This window comes from Streptomyces minutiscleroticus (assembly GCF_014650875.1).
GTDB classification, from domain to species: Bacteria; Actinomycetota; Actinomycetes; order Streptomycetales; family Streptomycetaceae; genus Streptomyces; species Streptomyces minutiscleroticus.
This window is the reverse complement of record NZ_BMVU01000009.1, coordinates 54,546-73,095: the sequence shown is the minus strand read 5'-3', so window position 1 is coordinate 73,095 and position 18,550 is coordinate 54,546. Positions and strand designations below refer to the sequence as shown.

Annotated in this window: 13 protein-coding genes; 3 read left to right on the top strand and 10 right to left on the bottom strand. The window is 73.2% G+C overall.

What is annotated here, in order from left to right; all coding sequences use genetic code 11:
* Positions 1–185: 185 nt before the first annotated feature.
* From IE271_RS12790 to IE271_RS12775, 4 genes are all read right to left on the bottom strand, one after another.
* On the bottom strand, positions 186–1,646 hold the full coding sequence (locus tag IE271_RS12790; RefSeq protein ID WP_229919295.1) for a DUF4153 domain-containing protein: 1,461 nt from the start codon (positions 1,644–1,646) through the stop codon (positions 186–188).
* A 692-nt stretch (positions 1,647–2,338) separates the two neighbouring features.
* Positions 2,339–3,310: an ADP-ribosylglycohydrolase family protein gene (locus tag IE271_RS12785; RefSeq protein ID WP_190190383.1), complete on the bottom strand. Its 972-nt coding sequence runs from the start codon at positions 3,308–3,310 to the stop codon at positions 2,339–2,341.
* Positions 3,300–3,983: a histidine phosphatase family protein gene (locus IE271_RS12780; RefSeq protein ID WP_190190382.1), complete on the bottom strand. Its 684-nt coding sequence runs from the start codon at positions 3,981–3,983 to the stop codon at positions 3,300–3,302. Before IE271_RS12780 ends, IE271_RS12785 begins: the two co-directional genes overlap by 11 nt.
* 338 nt (positions 3,984–4,321) lie before the next feature.
* Positions 4,322–4,927: a YdbC family protein gene (locus tag IE271_RS12775; protein WP_190190381.1), complete on the bottom strand. Its 606-nt coding sequence runs from the start codon at positions 4,925–4,927 to the stop codon at positions 4,322–4,324.
* Between the two features lie 154 nt (positions 4,928–5,081).
* Between IE271_RS12775 and IE271_RS12770 the strand changes: the two genes are divergently transcribed.
* A complete protein-coding gene (locus tag IE271_RS12770) occupies positions 5,082–5,615 on the top strand; it encodes a TerD family protein (RefSeq protein ID WP_190190380.1) in 534 nt (177 codons plus the stop codon).
* 235 nt (positions 5,616–5,850) lie between these two features.
* Here the strand turns inward: IE271_RS12770 and IE271_RS12765 are convergent, their stop codons facing one another.
* Together IE271_RS12765 and nrdR are read right to left on the bottom strand one after the other, a co-directional pair.
* Entirely contained in the window at positions 5,851–8,745 is a 2,895-nt protein-coding gene (locus IE271_RS12765; RefSeq protein ID WP_190190379.1) for a vitamin B12-dependent ribonucleotide reductase, read from the bottom strand.
* Between the two features lie 152 nt (positions 8,746–8,897).
* A complete protein-coding gene (gene nrdR / locus IE271_RS12760) occupies positions 8,898–9,458 on the bottom strand; it encodes a transcriptional regulator NrdR (protein WP_190190459.1) in 561 nt (186 codons plus the stop codon).
* 528 nt (positions 9,459–9,986) lie between these two features.
* Here nrdR and lexA point away from each other — a divergent pair.
* Positions 9,987–10,769: a transcriptional repressor LexA gene (gene lexA, locus IE271_RS12755; protein WP_190190378.1), complete on the top strand. Its 783-nt coding sequence runs from the start codon at positions 9,987–9,989 to the stop codon at positions 10,767–10,769.
* A gap of 172 nt (positions 10,770–10,941) precedes the next feature.
* Here the strand turns inward: lexA and IE271_RS12750 are convergent, their stop codons facing one another.
* The 3 genes from IE271_RS12750 to IE271_RS12740 form a co-directional block, all read right to left on the bottom strand.
* The gene (locus IE271_RS12750; protein ID WP_190190377.1) at positions 10,942–12,915 is read right to left on the bottom strand and encodes an ATP-dependent DNA helicase; all 1,974 of its coding nucleotides are present in this window, start codon (positions 12,913–12,915) and stop codon (positions 10,942–10,944) included.
* A 108-nt stretch (positions 12,916–13,023) separates the two neighbouring features.
* Complete coding sequence (locus tag IE271_RS12745) at positions 13,024–13,863, bottom strand: GNAT family N-acetyltransferase (protein WP_190190376.1); 840 nt, start codon at positions 13,861–13,863, stop codon at positions 13,024–13,026.
* Positions 13,864–13,938: 75 nt separating this feature from the next.
* Positions 13,939–15,339, bottom strand: a complete 1,401-nt coding sequence (locus IE271_RS12740) for an aminotransferase class III-fold pyridoxal phosphate-dependent enzyme (RefSeq protein WP_190190375.1) — start codon at positions 15,337–15,339, stop codon at positions 13,939–13,941.
* 352 nt (positions 15,340–15,691) lie between these two features.
* Here IE271_RS12740 and IE271_RS12735 point away from each other — a divergent pair, with 352 nt between their 5' ends.
* On the top strand, positions 15,692–16,915 hold the full coding sequence (locus tag IE271_RS12735) for a trypsin-like serine peptidase (protein WP_190190374.1): 1,224 nt from the start codon (positions 15,692–15,694) through the stop codon (positions 16,913–16,915).
* A 126-nt stretch (positions 16,916–17,041) separates the two neighbouring features.
* Here IE271_RS12735 and hflX read toward each other — a convergent pair whose 3' ends face one another.
* A complete protein-coding gene (gene hflX / locus IE271_RS12730; protein WP_190190373.1) occupies positions 17,042–18,538 on the bottom strand; it encodes a GTPase HflX in 1,497 nt (498 codons plus the stop codon).
* Positions 18,539–18,550 lie beyond the last annotated feature (12 nt).

Sequence of the window (18,550 nt, the reverse complement as noted above, 5' to 3'; positions counted from 1 at the left end):
TTCCTCCTCGTGCCGAGCACGGCGAGGACGCCGAGGACGCCGAGGACGGCGAGCACAGGTCCGGTCGTCGTCCTCGTCCGAGGCAGGCCCGGACGGTTCGGTCCTCGCCCGGGGTCCTCGCCGGGGGCGGCATCGGGCAAGGACCGGCCGGTCTCCGCGGAACGGCGTGCGTGCCCGTACGCGCCTCACCGCTCGTACAGGAGCTCGCTCTCCACGCGCGCGCAGGTGGTGTAGTCGGCCTTCGGTGACAGGGGCCGGTCCGCGAGGATGTCACGGGCGCGGGCCTCGCCCCAGCTGGTCGCGTACCAGGGCGTGTCGTCCTCGGCCAGGTCGGCGGCGATCGACCGCAGGGCGCAGGAGCGTGCCGGTTCGTCCAGCCGGTCGAGCGCCGGTACGGCGTCGGCGGACAGGTCGCGCGCGTAGTCGAGGTCGACGGTGCCGGTCTCCTCGTACCGCTGCACGGTGCGCTCGGCGATCAGCGCGTCCGGGGACGCCAGCCCGAACGCGAGCACCCCCGCCACCACGCTCGCCGCGACAGCGCGCGGCAGCAGGCGGGCGCCCCACACCCCGGCCGCCATGATGAGCACGATGACCAGGCCGAGCCACAGCTCCACGGCCACCACCGAGATCCTCAGCCGCGTCAGTCCATAGGCCTCCACGTACATGTCCATGCGGCGCACCGCCGATGCCACGACAACGAGCGCGAGAACACAGAGGGTTCCCAGCACGGAGCGCACGAGGACCCGGTCGCGCGCCCCCGCGCGCGGGGCCCAGCGCAGGGCGAGCACGATGACCAGCAGCGTGAGGAGGGTGACCAGGAGCAGCTGCCAGAACCCCTGGCGCGCGTACTCGGCGTACGACAGCCCGGTCCTGTCCAGGACCGCGTCGTAGCCGCCGAACAGGACGACGAGCTGGACGGCGTTGAAGGCGGCGAAGAGCACCGCGAGCACGACCAGGGGCAGCGCCCACTCGACGCGGCCGCGCGCCCGCCCCCGCGGTACCCGCACCCGGTCCCACGGGGCGGGCGCGGCGGCCGTGTGGGCCGCCGCCAGCGCGCCGACGACGCCGCACGCGAACAGCAGGACCCGCCAGGGCGTGCCCGAGACGGACGCGTCCGGCACGAAGCCGCCGAGGAGATCCGCGAAGGCGGCGTCCGCCCAGGCGAACAGCGCGCCGAAGACCAGCAGCAGGGCGGCGGCCACCACGAGGGCGCGCAGCAGCGGCCCCAGGGCGGCCCGGGCGCCGCCGGACCGCTCGCGCAGCCCGTGCCAGCCCCAGACCGGGCCGGTGACGATCGCGTTGCACAGGCCGATCGGGCCGAACAGGACGGCGGGCCAGGTGCGGCCGCCGTGCAGGGCGAGCGATCCCGCCGCCACGGCGGTCACGACCGCGAGGAACGACGGCCAGTCCGCGTCGCGCAGCGCGGGCACCGCCAGCAGCGCGAGGCCGCCCACACCCCAGATCAGCGTCCAGCGGCGCGGCCGGCGGCCGGACGGACGGGCCGCCCAGTACGCCGCCAGGGTGGCGGGCAGGGCTACGAGCAGCAGGTTCACCGCCAGGCCGTCGCCGAACATGACCATGCTCAGGACGCCCGTGGCCAGCGCGGCCCACAGGGTGGCGGTGGGGACGGGCCCGGGGGACCTCATCCGCAGGTCGGCGAACCAGCCGACGGGACCGGCGTCGGTCCCGGTCCCAGGGCCGGGATCAGGACCAGGATCTGGGTCGGTCTCAGTGTCGGGATCAGGACCAGGACCTGGATCGGTCTCGGTGCCGGGATCAGGACCAGGACCTGGGTCGGCCCTGGTGCCGGGGTCGGAACCGGGCTCGGGATCGGCTTCAGGGCCGACGCCGGCGTCGGCCCCCTGCGGCTTCCCGGCCCTGTCCGGCTCCCTCGGCCCCTCCGGCCGGTCCCGCTCCCCCTGCTCCGCCTGCCTCTCCTGCTCCCCCTCGGACGGTCTGTCGGACACGGGACCCCCTCCCGACCGGCCCGCGTACGGTGCGTCGCGCGTCGGAGCCGCGCGGATCCGGCGGTACCGGTGTCTCGTCGGCACACGCCTCATGATCAACAAGCGTGCGTGGCGGTCAGGCTAGTCCCGGTACGGAGAGCCGAACGGAGACGGGAGCCTCTGTGGCAGGCCTGTGACAGTCGCGGGAGTTCACGCCAGGGGAAACCAGGGCAATGCGGCCCGAACGGCCGGCGGCGTCCTCGCGCTCCCGTACGGAACGTGCGGGACTCGTGCACCCGGCCGAGAGGACAGACGGAAGGACATGCGTCACGCACCGAGGAGGAGAGGCCACGCGCCCCGGGGCGAGAGGTCACGCGCCTCCTGGCACGAGGTCACGCCCCCTCGGGCGAGGAACCGGGTGCCCCGGGCGATCCGGACGCTCCGGGCGCCCACCCCGGCAGTTCCTCGGTCCGCTCCGCCCACACGGCCGGCGGTGCGCCCGTCCTTCCGGCGGCGAGCACCCCGCCGACGATGGCGCAGGTCGTGTCCACGTCGCCGCCCACCTGGGCGGTCGTCCAGAAGGCCCGCTCGTAGTCCCCCAGGGACCGCGCGGCCGCCCAGAGGGCGAACGGCACGGTGTCGTGGGCGGTCGTCCGGCGGCCGCAGCCCAGGACGGCCGCGACCGTCCCGGCGTCGTCGTAGTCGAGCATGTCCCGGGCGCGCCGCAGACCCGCGGTCACCGCGCTGCGCGGTACGAGCGCGATGACGCCGTCGAGAAGGTCCCCGGCGCTCGGGGGGCCGTCCGGCGCGCCCGCCAGGGCGGCCGCCGCGGCCACGGCCATGGCGCCGACCACGGCCTCCCGGTGCTGGTGGGTGGGGTAGGCGGAGATCTCCGCCTGGTGCGTCGCCTGCTCCGGGTCGTCCGCGTACCAGGCGCCCAGGGGCGCGATGCGCATGGCCGCGCCGTTGCCCCAGGAGCCCTGGCCCTGGAACAGGGCGCTGGCCAGTTCCCGCCAGTCGCCGCCCTCGCGGACCAGCCGGAGCAGCCGGTTGACGGCCGGGCCGTAGCCGCGGTCGAAGTCGTGGTGCTCGGCGAAGGAGCGGGCCAGCGCGTCCTGGTCGACACGGCGGTGCCCGGCCAGCACGGCCACCACCGAGCAGGCCATCTCGGTGTCGTCCGTCCACTGCCAGGGGCCCGGCGGCAGTGCCCGGTTCTTGAGCAGCGGGTAGTTCTCCGGCACGAAGAACTGGGAGCCGAGGGCGTCCCCGACGGAGAGCCCGCGCAGGCTGGCCAGGGCGCGGCTCAGGCGCTCGTCGGAGGAGGGAGAAGGGACGGAAGAGGCGGAGGAGGTGTCAGCGGTCATCGCCCTGAGAGCTTATCGGGGCCATCCAGTAGGGCTCGGGATCCCGCCAGCGCTCGAAAGGCCGGTCGAGCCGGTACTTGCCGTCCTCCCCGAGGAGGAGCATCCGCATCTCCGCGTTCCCGGGGTTGGACAGGGACTCGAACTCCGCGACCGTCCAGTGGAACCAGCGCATGCAGAACAGCCGCATGGCGAGGCCGTGGGTCACCAGGAGCACGTTCGGCGGGTGGTCGGGGGCCTCGAAGCTGCGGAAGAGGCTCTCCAGGAAGCCGCCGACCCGGTCGTACACGTCGGCGCCGGACTCGCCCTGGGCGAAACGGTAGAAGAAGTGCCCGTAGGCGTCGCGGTAGGCCTTCTGCATGCGTACGTCGTCGCGGTCCTGCCAGTTGCCCCAGTCCTGCTCGCGCAGCCGGGGCTCCTCGCGCACGCGCACCCGGCCGGGGTCGAGCCGGAAGGCGGCGAGGGTTTCGTGGGTGCGCCGGTAGGGGGAGACGTACACGCTCACGCGCTCCTCACCGAAGATCTCGCGCAGCCGCTCACCCGTCTCCTCGGCCTGCCGCCGCCCCGTCTCGGTCAGCGGGAGCGCGTGGTCGGGTTCGCGCTCGTAGACGGTGTCATCGACGTTGCCCGCCGACTCGCCGTGCCGGACAAGGACGATGCGACGTGGTCGAGCCATGCCAGAACCCTAGATCGATCGGGAGCGGATCGCGGAGTCGGCCCGGTCCGTACGGTGGAGGTCGCACCGGTCACGCCGGACCGTGCGCCCGGTCCGGCCGGCCGAGGAGACGAGGCCGGCCGAAAAGACGGAACCGGCCGAAGAGGCGAGGCCGCCCCAAGAGGCGGAACCAGCAGGAGAGGCGAGGCCGGCCGAAGCAGCGGAACCGGCAGGAGAGGCGAGGCCGGCCGAAGCGGCGGAACCGGCGGGGTCGGACGAAGCGGCGGAACCGGCGGGGTCGGACGAAGCGGCGGAACCGGCCGGACCGGCGGGGCGGGCGGCGTCGGGGATCGTCCGCGTCAGACCGTCCAGGACGGCTCCAGTTCCACGATGTCGCCGGTGAGGGCCGCCACGTCGGCCTCTATCTGGGCTCTCAGGGCGAGTCTCTCCACCCGTTCCTGCCGGTACTTGCCGTGCTCCGCGGCCGCCTGCCACATCGACAGGACGAGGAACTCGTGGCCCGGGGCCTCGCCGAAGAGGCCGCGCACCATGCCGGGCGACCCGGCCATCGCGGGGTTCCACACCTTTTCCTGCATCAGCGCGAAGTGCTCGGCCCGCTCCTCGTGGACGCGGCAGTGGGCCACGCGGACGAGGTCGGCGTCCGTGAACCGGGGCTCGAAGCCCGTCTTCACGTCGAACCGGTGGTCGAACAGCTTGACCTGCCCGTCCTTGAAGGTGCCGGACTGCGCGGCGGCCAGGCGGTCGTGGGAGCGGGCCATGAAGGAGTCGTAGAAGGCACGGCTCTCCCAGAAGGAGAAGACATGGGCCACGCCCGGACGTATCCGGCTCCAGCCGCCGCCCTGCCCCCGGAACCCCGGTTCCCCGGGCAGTCCCGCCCATTTCCGCTGCCCCCGCTCGAACCCCCGGCGGTCCACCACGACGCAGCGAATCCACTTGACCAGCACCGCGCCATGGTACGGCCCCGCGCGTGGCGCCGGTCACGCGCGGGGAGGGCGCACCGGGGCGAGCGCCCTGATGCGCATGGCACGATGGACAACGCACTCCCGCCGACCGGCAGTTGGAGTGCCGGACAAGCCGTCGACGGGGAGGGACCCACCGGTGAGCGGGCTCAGCAAAGGCGTGGAGAAGGTCGAGATCTCGGTGAAGTGGGACCCGAGTCCCCGCACGGAGCAGGCCACGGATCTCGACCTCGTGGCGGCGACCTACCTGGCGGACGATCCGCACGGCGCGCCCGACTACGTCGTGCACTTCGACAGCCGTTCCCCGGACGGCACCATCTACCTGAACCGGGACAGCCGCGACGGCCTGGGCCTCGGCTGGGACGAGGTCATGATCCTGGAGCTCGAACGGCTCGCCGGCCGGTACGGGCGCGTGGTGGTCGGCGTCGCCATCCAGCAGCGCGGCGGCCGCAGGACCTTCGCCGACGTCGTCCGTCCGGGCCTGCGGATCCGTGAGGGCTACACGGAGCTGGCCGGGGACGACTTCGGCGGCGTGCGGGACGCGACGGCGGCGACGGTCGCGGAGTTCGTGCGCGACGACTCCGGGGAGTGGGACTTCCGCTCCGGCGTCCGGGGCTTCGACGCGGACCTGGAGGAGTTCCCCCGCCTGATGGGCGCGTCCCGCCAGGCCTGACCGATGGGCGCGTCCCGCCGGTCCTGGCCGGCGGGTGCGCCCGTAGGTCCCGGCCCAGGGGCGCACCGTGTCGTTCCCGCACCGACGGGCGGGCGCGCTTCGCCGGTCCGGGTTCCGGCGGGCGTGCGCGGCACACCCGCCGTCCCCGACAGCGCCGAGGGGCGCACGGCCGAAGCCGTGCGCCCCTCAGTCATGGTGTCCCTCCGGAGGCCGCAGGACCTCCCGGGACGCCGGATCAGCTGCAGCCGCTGGTCGAGCCGCAGCCCTCGCAGATGTAGCAGGAGCCGGCCCGCTGCATCTTGGTGCCGCAGGAGAAGCACAGCGGGGCGTCCGCCTGGATGCCCAGCTGCATCTCCACCAGCTCGGCGCTGGTGTGGGCCTGCCGCGGGGCGGGCTTGGCCGCCTCGGTCTCGGCCTGCGGCGTCACCACGGCCTTCAGCTCCTGGGCGCGCGGCGCGGACTGGGCCAGGCCCTCGACGTCGACCTCGTCCTCGGCGGGCTCGTACGAACCCGTCTCCAGGTGGCGCTGGCGCTCCTCGGCGGAGTGGATGCCGAGCGCCGAGCGGGTCTCGAAGGGCAGGAAGTCCAGCGCCAGGCGGCGGAAGATGTAGTCGACGATCGACTGCGCCATCCGCACGTCCGGGTCGTCCGTCATGCCGGCCGGCTCGAAGCGCATGTTGGTGAACTTCGAGACGTACGTCTCCAGCGGCACGCCGTACTGCAGGCCGACCGAGACGGCGATGGAGAAGGCGTCCATCATGCCCGCGAGCGTGGAACCCTGCTTCGACATCTTCAGGAAGACCTCGCCGAGGCCGTCGTCCGGGTAGGAGTTGGCGGTCATGTAGCCCTCGGCGCCGCCGACGGTGAACGACGTGGTGATGCCGGGACGTCCCTTCGGGAGGCGCTTGCGGACCGGGCGGTACTCGACGACCTTCTCGACGGCCTCGCGGATCGTCGCCTCGATCTTCGCGGTCACCTCGGCCTTCTCGTCCTCCTTCTTCTTGGCGGAGAGCGGCTGGCCGACCTTGCAGTTGTCGCGGTAGATCGCGAGCGCCTTGACGCCCATCTTCCAGGCCTCGAAGTAGATCTCCTCGACCTCCTCGACGGTCGCCGTCTCCGGCATGTTGACCGTCTTGGACAGGGCGCCGGAGATCCAGGGCTGGATCGCGGCCATCATGCGGACGTGGCCCATCGGGGAGATGGCGCGCTCGCCCATGGCGCAGTCGAAGACCTCGTAGTGCTGCGGCTTGAGGCCCGGGGCGTCGATCACGTTGCCGTGCTCGGCGATGTGGGCGACGATCGCCTCGATCTGCTCCTCCTGGTAGCCCAGGCGGCGCAGGGCCTGCGGGACGGTGCCGTTGACGATCTGCATCGAGCCGCCGCCGACCAGCTTCTTGAACTTGACCAGCGCGAGGTCGGGCTCCAGGCCGGTGGTGTCGCAGGACATCGCGAGACCGATGGTGCCGGTCGGGGCGATGACGGACGCCTGGGCGTTGCGGAAGCCGTTCTTCTCGCCGAGGCGGAGCACGTCCTGCCAGGCCTCCGTGGCGGCGGCCCAGATCGGGGTGTCCAGGTCGTCCATGCGGACGGCCTTGGTGTTGGCGTCGGCGTGCTGGCGCATGACGCGCTGGTGCGGCTCGGCGTTGCGGGCGTAGCCGTCGTAGGCGCCGACGACCGCGGCGAGCTCGGCGGAGCGCTTGTACGAGGTGCCGGTCATCAGGGAGGTGATGGCGCCGGCCAGGGCGCGGCCGCCGTCGGAGTCGTACGCGTGGCCGGTCGCCATGAGGAGGGCGCCGAGGTTGGCGTAGCCGATGCCGAGCTGGCGGAAGGCGCGGGTGTTCTCGCCGATCTTCTGGGTCGGGAAGTCCGCGAAGCAGATCGAGATGTCCATCGCGGTGATGACCAGCTCGACGACCTTCTGGAAGCGCTCGACCTCGAAGGACTGGTGGCCCTTGCCGTCGTCCTTCAGGAACTTCATCAGGTTCAGCGAGGCGAGGTTGCAGGACGTGTTGTCCAGGTGCATGTACTCGCTGCACGGGTTCGAGCCGTTGATGCGGCCGGACTCCGGGCACGTGTGCCAGTGGTTGATGGTGTCGTCGTACTGGATGCCGGGGTCGGCGCAGGCCCAGGCGGCCTCGGCCATCTTGCGGAAGAGCGCCTTGGCGTCGACCTCCTCGATGACCTCGCCGGTCATACGGGCGCGCAGGCCGAACTTGCCGCCCTGCTCGACCGCCTTCATGAACTCGTCGTTCACGCGGACCGAGTTGTTGGCGTTCTGGTACTGGACGGACGTGATGTCGTCGCCGCCCAGGTCCATGTCGAAGCCCGCGTCGCGCAGGGCGCGGATCTTCTCCTCCTCCTTCACCTTGGTCTCGATGAAGTCCTCGATGTCGGGGTGGTCGACGTCGAGGATGACCATCTTGGCGGCGCGGCGGGTGGCGCCGCCCGACTTGATGGTGCCCGCGGAGGCGTCGGCGCCGCGCATGAAGGAGACGGGACCGGAGGCGTTGCCGCCGGAGGACAGCAGCTCCTTGGAGGAGCGGATGCGGGAGAGGTTCAGGCCGGCCCCGGAGCCGCCCTTGAAGATCATGCCCTCTTCCTTGTACCAGTCGAGGATCGACTCCATGGAGTCGTCGACGGACAGGATGAAGCAGGCGGAGACCTGCTGGGGCTGCGGGGTGCCCACGTTGAACCAGACGGGGCTGTTGAAGCTGAAGATCTGGTGCAGGAGGGCGTACGCCAGCTCGTGCTCGAAGATCTCGGCGTCGGCGGGCGAGGCGAAGTACTTGTAGTCCTCACCGGCCTTCCGGTACGTCTTCACGATGCGGTCGATCAGCTGCCGCAGGCTGGTCTCGCGCTGCGGGGTGCCCACGGCGCCCCGGAAGTACTTGCTGGTGACGATGTTGACCGCGTTCACCGACCAGAAGTCGGGGAACTCGACGCCACGCTGCTCGAAGTTGACCGAGCCGTCGCGCCAGTTGGTCATGACGACGTCACGGCGCTCCCACTGGACCTCGTCGTACGGGTGCACGCCGGGGGTGGTGTGGATGCGCTCGACACGCAGCCCCTTGCTCGCCTTCGCACCCTTGGCCCGTGAGCCTCGTGCCGGGCCGCTCGCCGTCTCTGTCATGCCGCCTCCCTATACAGGGCTAAAACGCCCCTAAATACCACGATCTTCCCGTGGCATGGTGTCTGTCCAGTGCTGCGCGCGCCCGTGTGCGCGGCCGCCGCAGCAGGTCTGTGGTCGCCGCCGAACGGCCGGCCCCTGGCCGGCCCGCCCGTCTAATCGGCGGCGGTGGTGGGCGCGGGGACCCCGACGGCCCCTCCGGAGCCCCGGTCGGCTCCCGCGCACCCCGGGCACCCCGGTCCCGCGTCGTCGTCGGCCGCGGCGGGGCGGTGCGTCTCCTCACGGAGTTCCGCGATGGCGGCCTCGAAGTCCTCGAGCGAGTCGAACGCCCGGTACACGGACGCGAACCGCAGATAGGCCACGAGGTCGAGTTCCTGCAGCGGGCCGAGTATGGCCAGCCCCACGTCGTGGGTGGTCAGCTCCGCGCTCCCGGTGGCCCGCACGGCCTCCTCGACCCGCTGGCCGAGCTGGGCGAGCGCGTCCTCGGTGACCGGCCGCCCCTGGCACGCCTTGCGCACGCCGTTGATGACCTTGGTGCGGCTGAAGGGCTCGGTGACCCCGGACCGCTTGATCACCATGAGTGAGCACGTCTCCACCGTCGTGAAGCGGCGGGAGCAGTCGGGGCACTGGCGGCGCCTGCGGATCGACGTGCCGTCGTCGGTCGTACGACTGTCGACGACGCGACTGTCGGGGTGCCTGCAGAAGGGGCAGTGCATGGAACTCCCCATCCCCTTTCAGTGCACGACACAATGGCCTCGCGGGGCTCAGGAGCCCCTCGAAGCAGCCCCAAGCATAGGCGATGATCCCGGGCTCGAAGACCCGGGTCACCACAACTTCTGGGCTGCGGTGAACATGCAACCACTACATGTGGTGATTGCCCCGCCATTCGGCCCCAACGCGCGTGTCGTGCCCGGATCGGACGTCCCGTACGCCAGTTCCCGTAGGGGATGCACGGGGACACGGCGGACGCCGCACGGAGGGGGTGCCGGTTCCCGGGCGGCGCGGGGGCGGATGGCAGACTGGGCCCACGCGTGCGCGGCGCCCGCACGGGCACGCGTACCCCCTCACCGGCCGGGGACACCGCGAGGGCGCCGGCGGTCACGTCGGGTGACGATGCGCAGCTATACACCCGGGGAAGTGATCGCGTCAGGCAGACCGCGATTTTTCACTCGAACGTGTGTTTGGCGCAACCTTTCGAAAGCATCTACCGTTGTGCAGCAGGGAGACCATCGAGAGGGGCCGACGTGACCACCACCGCAGACAGCGCCGCCATCACCGCCCAGGACCGCTCCCAGGGCCGACTCGAGCCGGTGCACGCCGTGAACGACATGAACGCGGAGGGATCCAAGCCTGCGCGCTCGCTGCCGGGCCGACCTCCCGGCATCCGGGCCGACAGTTCGGGGCTCACGGACCGGCAGCGCCGCGTGATCGAGGTGATCCGTGACTCGGTGCAGCGGCGGGGGTACCCGCCGTCGATGCGCGAGATCGGCCAGGCGGTCGGCCTGTCCAGCACCTCCTCGGTCGCCCACCAGCTGATGGCGCTGGAGCGCAAGGGCTTCCTGCGGCGCGACCCGCACCGCCCCCGCGCGTACGAGGTCCGGGGCTCCGACCAGTCCTCCTCCGTCCAGCCCACGGACACCGCGGGCAAGCCGGCCGCGTCGTACGTCCCGCTCGTCGGCCGTATCGCCGCCGGCGGCCCCATCCTCGCCGAGGAGTCGGTCGAGGACGTCTTCCCCCTCCCCCGGCAGCTGGTCGGCGACGGCGAGCTGTTCGTCCTCAAGGTCGTCGGCGACTCGATGATCGAGGCCGCGATCTGCGACGGCGACTGGGTCACGGTCCGCCGCCAGCCCGTCGCGGAGAACGGCGACATCGTCGCCGCGATGCTCGACGGCGAGGCCACGGTCAAGCGCTTCAAGCGCGAGGACGGCCATGTGTGGCTGCTGCCGCACAACTCCGCGTACCAGCCGATCCCCGGCGACGAGGCGACGATCCTCGGCAAGGTGGTGGCGGTCCTCCGCCGGGTCTGACCACCCGTCCCCCCGACCGGGCCCCGGAACCAACTGCGCCGGTTCCGGGGCCCAATGCTGTGCGGGGTCGTCCCTCCGCTGCGCGGGAACCGCTCCTCCGCGACACGGGGACCGTTACGCGGTGCGGGAACCGTTCCCTGCGCGGTGCGGGCGTCCGCCTCCCGCCGTCCGCCTACTTGCCCTCCGTCGCCGCCGCCTTGTCGATGGCGGCCAGGGAGCGGCGCACCTGGTTGCGGTCCGTCGTGTACCAGAAGTTCGGCAGCGACGCCTTCAGATAGCTGCCGTAGCGGGCCGTGGCCAGGCGGGGGTCCAGGACGGCGACCACACCGCGGTCGCCCGTCGCGCGCACCAGACGGCCGGCGCCCTGGGCCATGAGCAGGGCGGCGTGGGTGGCCGCCACGGCCATGAAGCCGTTGCCGCCCGCCTCCTCGACCGCCTTCTGGCGCGCGCTCATCAGCGGGTCGTCGGGACGCGGGAACGGGATCTTGTCCATGACGACCAGCTGGCAGCTGGGACCGGGAACGTCCACGCCCTGCCACAGCGACAACGTGCCGAACAGGCAGGTCCTCGGGTCCTCCGCGAAGTTCTTGATCAGCTCGCCCAGCGTCTCCTCGCCCTGGAGGAGGACCGGGAACTCGGGGATGCGGGAGCGCATCTCCTCGGCGGCGAGCTGGGCGCCGCGCATGGAGGAGAACAGGCCGAGCGTGCGCCCGCCCGCCGCCTGGATCAGCTCGGTGAGCTCGTCGAGCATGTCGGCGCGGTCGCCGTCCCGCGCGGGGCGCGCCAGGTGCTTGGCGACGTAGAGGATGCCCTGCTTGGGGTAGTCGAACGGCGAGCCGACGTCGACGCCCTTCCACTGCGGGACGTCGTCGCCCTCCGTGCCCTCGGGCGAGAGGCCGAGCGAGGCCCCCACCCCGTTGAAGTCGCCGCCGAGCTTCAGCGTCGCGGAGGCCAGCACCACGGAGCGGTCCGTGAAGAGCTTCTCGCGCAGCAGCCCCGACACGGACATGGGCGCGACCCGCAGGGAGGCCCCGAACCGGTCGTGCCGCTCGTACCAGACGACGTCCCACTCGGAGCCGTTGGTGATCCGCTCCGCCACGTCGTGCACGCTCTCCACGGAGGCCAGCGCCTGCTTGCGCACCACGTCCTCGTCCTGCACGGACTTGTCGCGGGTGCTGCCGATCGCCGAGATCACCGTACGGGCCGCGTCCCGCAGGGCCATCAGCGCGTACCCGAGGTCCTCCGGGACCTCCTCCAGGCGGCCGGGCAGCGCCAGCTCCATCAGCTTCTCGAAGCCCTCGGCGGCGGTCTGCAGCTGGTCGGCCGCCTTCTCGTTGACGAGCTTGGCGGCGCGCCGCACCGCGCGGTTGACCTGGCCGGGCGTGAGCTCGCCGGTGGCCACGCCGGTGACCCGGGAGACCAGCTCGTGGGCCTCGTCGACGATGAGCACCTCGTGCTGCGGCAGCACCGGCGCGCCCTCGATGGCGTCGATGGCGAGCAGCGCGTGGTTGGTGACGACGACGTCGGAGAGCTTGGCGCGCTCGCGGGCCATCTCGGCGAAGCACTCGGCGCCGTACGCGCACTTGGAGGCGCCCAGGCACTCCCGCGACGAGACGGAGACCTGCGACCAGGCGCGGTCGGAGACGCCGGGGGTGAGGTCGTCGCGGTCCCCGGTCTCGGTCTCGTCCGACCAGTCGCGCAGCCGCAGCAGGTCCTGCCCGATCTTGCTGGTGGGGGCCGCCGCCTCGAACTGGTCGAAGAGGCCGTCCTCCTCGTCCTGCGGCACGCCCTCGTGCAGCCGGTGCAGGCACAGGTAGTTCGACCGGCCCTTGAGCATCGCGAACTCCGGGCGCCGGCGCAGCAGCGGGTGCAGCGCCTCGACCGTGCGGGGCAGGTCCCGCTGGACGAGCTGCCGCTGGAGCGCCAGGGTGGCCGTCGCCACGACGACCCGCTCCCCGTGCGCGAGCGCGGGCACCAGGTAGCCCAGCGACTTACCGGTGCCGGTGCCCGCCTGGACGAGCAGATGGGAGCCGTCGTCGATGGCCTGGGCGACGGCTTCGGCCATGGTCACCTGGCCGGGGCGCTCCGTACCGCCGACGGCGGCGACGGCGGCGTGGAGGAGTTCGGGGAGAGAGGGCTTCGTCATAGCGCGACCACCCTACGGGGCGGCACCGACAAGCGGGCGATCAAGGCGGGAACCGGGGACGGGATCAGGACGCGCGCTCCGCGCCCCGGGCAGCCCCGGCGCGAGGCCTCAGAGCACATCGCGCAGGGCCCGGTCGCGGATCATGAGGGCGGCCCGCCGGTCCGGGAGGTCCACCTCGGCGGAGAAGCGGAAGCCCGCGCCGAGGAAGGCGGACACGTACGGCGCGTTGCGCAGGTCGGGGTCCCCGAGGACGCGCGCGCACGACGGCCGCCGGTCGAGCACGAGGTCCGCGACGGCCCTGAGCAGCGTGCTCCCGACGCCCCGCCCCCGGCCGCCGACACCGCCGACGAGGAGGCGCACCCCCGTGTCGTGCGGGCGCAGCGGACAGTGCCGGGCCAGGACGTCGAGGTCGGCGCGGTGGATCTCCCAGTAGCTCATCGGGGTGCCGTCCAGCAGGCCGAGGCAGGGCACGGCGCGCCCGTCGCCGTCGAGCCGGGCGCGCACGTGCCGCGCCGTCACCGCCTCCGGTCCCGCCAGGCCCCAGAAGGGGGCGACGGCGGGGTCGTTCATCCAGCGGCTGACCAACGGGACGTCGCGCTCCCCGTGGACGGGCACGAGCCGGAGGACGCCCACGGCGGTCGTCACCGGCCCCCACTCCTCCACGCGGCCGAGGAGGGGGTCGAGGAGGCCGCCGCAGGCCGGGGCGGCGGGAGGCCGCCGCGGTCCGTCCCGCCCGGGGCCGGGCTCCGCCCCGGACCGGAGCCCGGAGCGAGCCGGGGACGGGGCCGGGACGGGGAGCGTCGGCGGGACCCGGCCGGGGAAGCCGTCGGGCAGCCGCAGGTCCAGGGTGTCCTCGGCGCCCGCGTCCGGGCCTTCGGCGCCCGGGGCGGCCGTACGGGCGTGCGGGGCGGCGGTGCCCGCGCCGGTGCTCGTGTCGGTGGAAGCCACGGCGGCGCTCCTGTTCTGTCGGGGACGCCCGTGCGGGGCGCCCCGCACGGGGACGGGACGGACGTCCGTCCGGGGTCAGTCGCGGTACGACGGCGTCCGGGCGCCGGGCGGCCCGTGCCGCCGACCGGGGCCGGTGCCGGTGTCGGCTCCGGCGGCCACCGCCCGTACCGCGTCGGCGAGGCGCTCCAGCACGGCGTCCGCCTGTTCGTCGCTGATCGTCAGCGGCGGCAGCAGCCGGACGACGCCGGACCGCGGTCCGGCGAGGTCGACGATGAGCCCGCGCCGCAGGCACTCCCGCTGCACGGCCCCGGCCAGGCCGGGCGCCGGCGGACGCGCCCCGGCCGCCGGACGGTCGGCCGCACCGCCCGGACCGGCCGGATCGACGGCACCGCCCGGACCGCCCGGTTCTGCGGCACCGCCCGGCTCCCCGGGCCCGGCGACGCCGTCCGGCCGGACGAACGCGACGCCGAGCATGAGCCCCCGCCCTCGTACGCCGCCCACGCACGCATGCTCCGCCGCCAGTTCCCCGAGCCGCGCGGCCATCCGGGCCCCGAGGGCCGCGGCGCGCTCGGCGAGGCGGTGCTCGCGGACGTACGCCAGGGTCGCGGTGCCCGCGGCCATGGCGAGCTGGTTGCCCGCGGACACGTCCGTACGGCCGTCGGACCGGCCGGGACCGAGGTCGTCGCGGTGGACCAGGACGGCCAGCGGGAGGCTGCCGCCGATGGCGCGGGAAAGCATCATCACGTCCGGGGTGATTCCGCTGTGCTGCACGCCCCAGAACGCGCCGGTGCGCCCCACGCCCGTACGCGTCTCGTCGGCGATCAGCGGCACGGACCGCGCCGCGGTGGCGTGCCGCAGGCGGCGCAGCCGGGCGTCCGCCGCGGACGCCCCGTCCCCGTCCCGCAGGCGGACCGGTTCCACGACCGCTCCGGCGGGCGGCGCGCCGGACCCGGCGGCGCCGGGCGGGAACGCGGCGCCGTCGTCCGGCGGCCCCGCCTCCGGCGCGCCCGGCACCTCCAGCACCTCCGTGCGGCCGGTCGCCGCGCGCACCAGCCGCGCCGCCGCCCCGGCCGCCTCCGCCCCGCCGGGTCCGCAGAACCGCACCCGCGCCCGGTCCGCCAGCCCGGCCGGCAGCGTCCGCAGCAGCTCGGCGACGAAGGCGTCCTCGACGGGCGTCGGTCCGCCGAGGCCGTGGAGCGGGGCGCCCGCGTCGAGGACCCCGCGGAGGGCGTCGAGCACCACCGGGTGGTTGTGCCCGAGCGCGAGCGTGCCGGCCCCGGAGAGGCAGTCCAGGTACCGGCGCCCGTCCGCGCCCTCGATCGTCATGCCGCGGGCCCGTACGGGGACGACGGGCAGGGCGCGCGCGTAGGTGCGGGCGGTGCACTCGCGCGCCACGGGGTCCGGTCCCGGGGCGCCCTCGCGCACCCGGCGCTCCCCGCGCGTCCCCGTCCCGGGCACGGCCTCGGTCGCCGCCATGTCGTGGAGCCTCCCGCTGTCCGGAGGAGAGTCGCCCGGCCGCCCCTGCGGTGCGGCCGGGAGGGGAGACACGCGGACGCGCCGCCCCCGTACACACCAACGACGGCGGCGGCGCGGGGCAACGGCGCGACCAAGATCCCGCCGTGACGCAATAGTTGCCGTTCCGTCGGAACTCCCGCACGGCGACGGCATAGGGTGTGATGCCGTTCGGCGTGTCTCGACAGACGCGCTGATCAGCACCTTTCGTCCATACCGGAGAGGTACGGGCACCGCGGGAGGACACGGTTCGGCCGATCCGTGCCGGACCGCCGGTGCGGCCGGAAGTCTCCGACCTCCAGGGGGAGTACACACCATGCGATCCATACGCCCGCTCTTCGCCGACCGCCGGGGCAGGAGTACGCGGCGCAGAGCTCCCCACGCCCTGGCGGCCGCCGGCCTCGCCACCGTCCTGGCCCTCACCGCCACCGCCTGCTCGGGGGAGGACACCGGCGCGGACGCAGCGGCCGGCGCCACCGCCGCGGGCAACGGCGACGGCAAGATCAAGATTCCGGACGACATCAAGGAGCGGCTCAAGGAGCACGGCTTCGACCTGGACAAGTGGAAGGACGGCGCCTGGAAGAACTGGGACAAGGACGACTGGCTGCGCGAGGCCGAGGAGTACTTCAACCCGATCATCAAGGACCTGTGGGACCCGGACCGGATGCGGGAGGCCGAGGACCCGAGCCGGTCCGTCGACGAGAACGACATCTCCGTCGACCAGGGCGTCACCGACCCCGAGCCCGCGCCGGTGGACGCGCGGGCGGTGTCGGCGCCGTACCACGCCAACGCCCCCGAGGCGGGCAAGGTGTTCTTCGACGCCCCCGACGGCACGATGGTCTGCTCGGCGACCGTGATCGAGGACCCGGCCAACCCCGGCAGGTCCAACCTGGTGTGGACGGCGGGCCACTGCGTGCACGCCGGCAAGGAGGGCGGCTGGTACCGCAACATCGCCTTCGTGCCCTCGTACAACGACGGCGGTCTGTCGGCCACCGAGCTGGAGACCGCGGGCCAGGAGGAGGTCGCTCCCTACGGCGTCTGGTGGGGCGACTGGGCGCAGACCTCCGACCAGTGGATCGAGCAGGGCAGCGCCACGGGCGGCCAGGGCGCCCCGTACGACTTCGCGGTGATCCACGTGACCCCGGAGCAGGGCGGTGACGGCAAGTCCCTGGAGGAGACGGTCGGCTCGGCGCTCCCGGTGGACTTCGACGCCCCGGCGGTGGCCGAGGTGAAGAGCCTGACGGCGACGGGCTACCCGGCGGCGGCCCCGTACGACGGGCAGACGCTGTACCAGTGCGCCGACGCGCCCGGACGGCTGTCGATCAACGAGAGCGACCCGACGATGTACCGCATCGGCTGCACCATGACCGGCGGTTCGTCCGGCGGCGGCTGGGTCGCCACGGGCTCGGACGGCAAGCCGGCGCTGGTGTCCAACACCTCGATCGGCCCGTCCAGCGCCGGCTGGCTGGCGGGTCCGCACCTGGGCCAGGAGGCCAAGGGCGTGTACGACTCGGTGAGCGAGAAGTTCGCCGGTCAGTGACGGTGTGAGCGTCCGGACAGGACACGGCGGAGGCCCGGCCCCTGGAAAGGGGCCGGGCCTCCGCCGTCGTCCGCGACGGGGCTCCCGTCGTGGTCCACTTGGTCCGCGCTGGCCGGAATTCGGAGGTCAGACCGCCGGGACCGGCACGTACGGGGCGAGGTCCGCGGCCAGCTCCTCGTGCACCCGGGCCTTGAGCAGCGTGCCCTCCGGGGTGTGCTCCTCGGAGATCACCTCGCCCTCGGTGTGGGCGCGGGCGACGAGCTTGCCGTGGGTGTACGGCACGAGCACCTCGATCTCGACCGAGGGCCGCGGCAGCTCGTTGTCGACGAGGGCCAGCAGTTCGTCGATGCCGGCGCCGGTGCGGGCCGAGACGGCGATGGAGCGCTTCTCGATCCGCAGCAGGCGCTGGAGCACCAGCGGGTCGGCCGCGTCCGCCTTGTTGATCACGACGATCTCGGGCACGTCGGTGGCGCCGACGTCCCGGATCACCTCGCGCACGGCGGCCAGCTGCTCCTCCGGGTCCGGGTGCGAGCCGTCCACCACGTGCAGGATCAGGTCGGAGTCGCCGACCTCCTCCATGGTGGAGCGGAACGCCTCGACGAGGTGGTGCGGCAGGTGGCGCACGAAGCCGACGGTGTCCGCCAGCGTGTACAGCCGCCCGCTCGGGGTCTCGGCGCGGCGGACGGTCGGGTCGAGGGTCGCGAACAGTGCGTTCTCGACCAGGACGCCCGCGCCCGTGAGGCGGTTGAGCAGCGAGGACTTGCCGGCGTTGGTGTAGCCGGCGATGGCCACCGACGGCACCTTGTTGCGCCGGCGCTCCTGGCGCTTGATCTCGCGGCCGGTCTTCATCTCCGCGATCTCCCGGCGCATCTTCGCCATCTTCTCGCGGATCCGCCGCCGGTCCGTCTCGATCTTGGTCTCACCGGGACCGCGGGTGGCGAGACCGCCGCCCTTGCCGCCGCCCATCTGCCGGGACAGCGACTGGCCCCAGCCGCGCAGCCGCGGCAGCATGTACTGCATCTGCGCGAGCGCGACCTGCGCCTTGCCCTCGCGGGACTTGGCGTGCTGGGCGAAGATGTCGAGGATCAGGGCGGTCCGGTCGATCACCTTGACCTTGACGACGTCCTCGAGGTGGATGAGCTGGCCCGGGCTGAGCTCACCGTCGCAGATGACGGTGTCCGCGCCGGACTCCAGGACGATGTCCCGCAGCTCGTTGGCCTTGCCGGAACCGATGTACGTGGCCGCGTCCGGCTTGTCACGGCGCTGGACGACGCCGTCGAGCACCAGCGCGCCCGCGGTCTCCGCGAGAGCGGCCAGCTCGGCCAGGGAGTTCTCCGCGTCGGTCACGGTCCCGGAGGTCCACACGCCGACGAGCACGACGCGCTCCAGGCGGAGCTGGCGGTACTCGACCTCGGTGACGTCCTCGAGCTCGGTGGAGAGGCCCGCGACGCGCCGCAGGGCCGCGCGCTCGGAGCGGTCGAACTGGTCGCCGTCCCGCTCTCCGTCGATCTCGTGGCTCCAGGCGACGTCCTCTTCCATCAGGGCGTCGGCCCGAAGCGCTTCGGGAGAACTGTGAGCGAACCTGCTCTGCGCGTCCTGGGAAAAGGAAGAAGAGGAGGTCATTGGATCCTTACG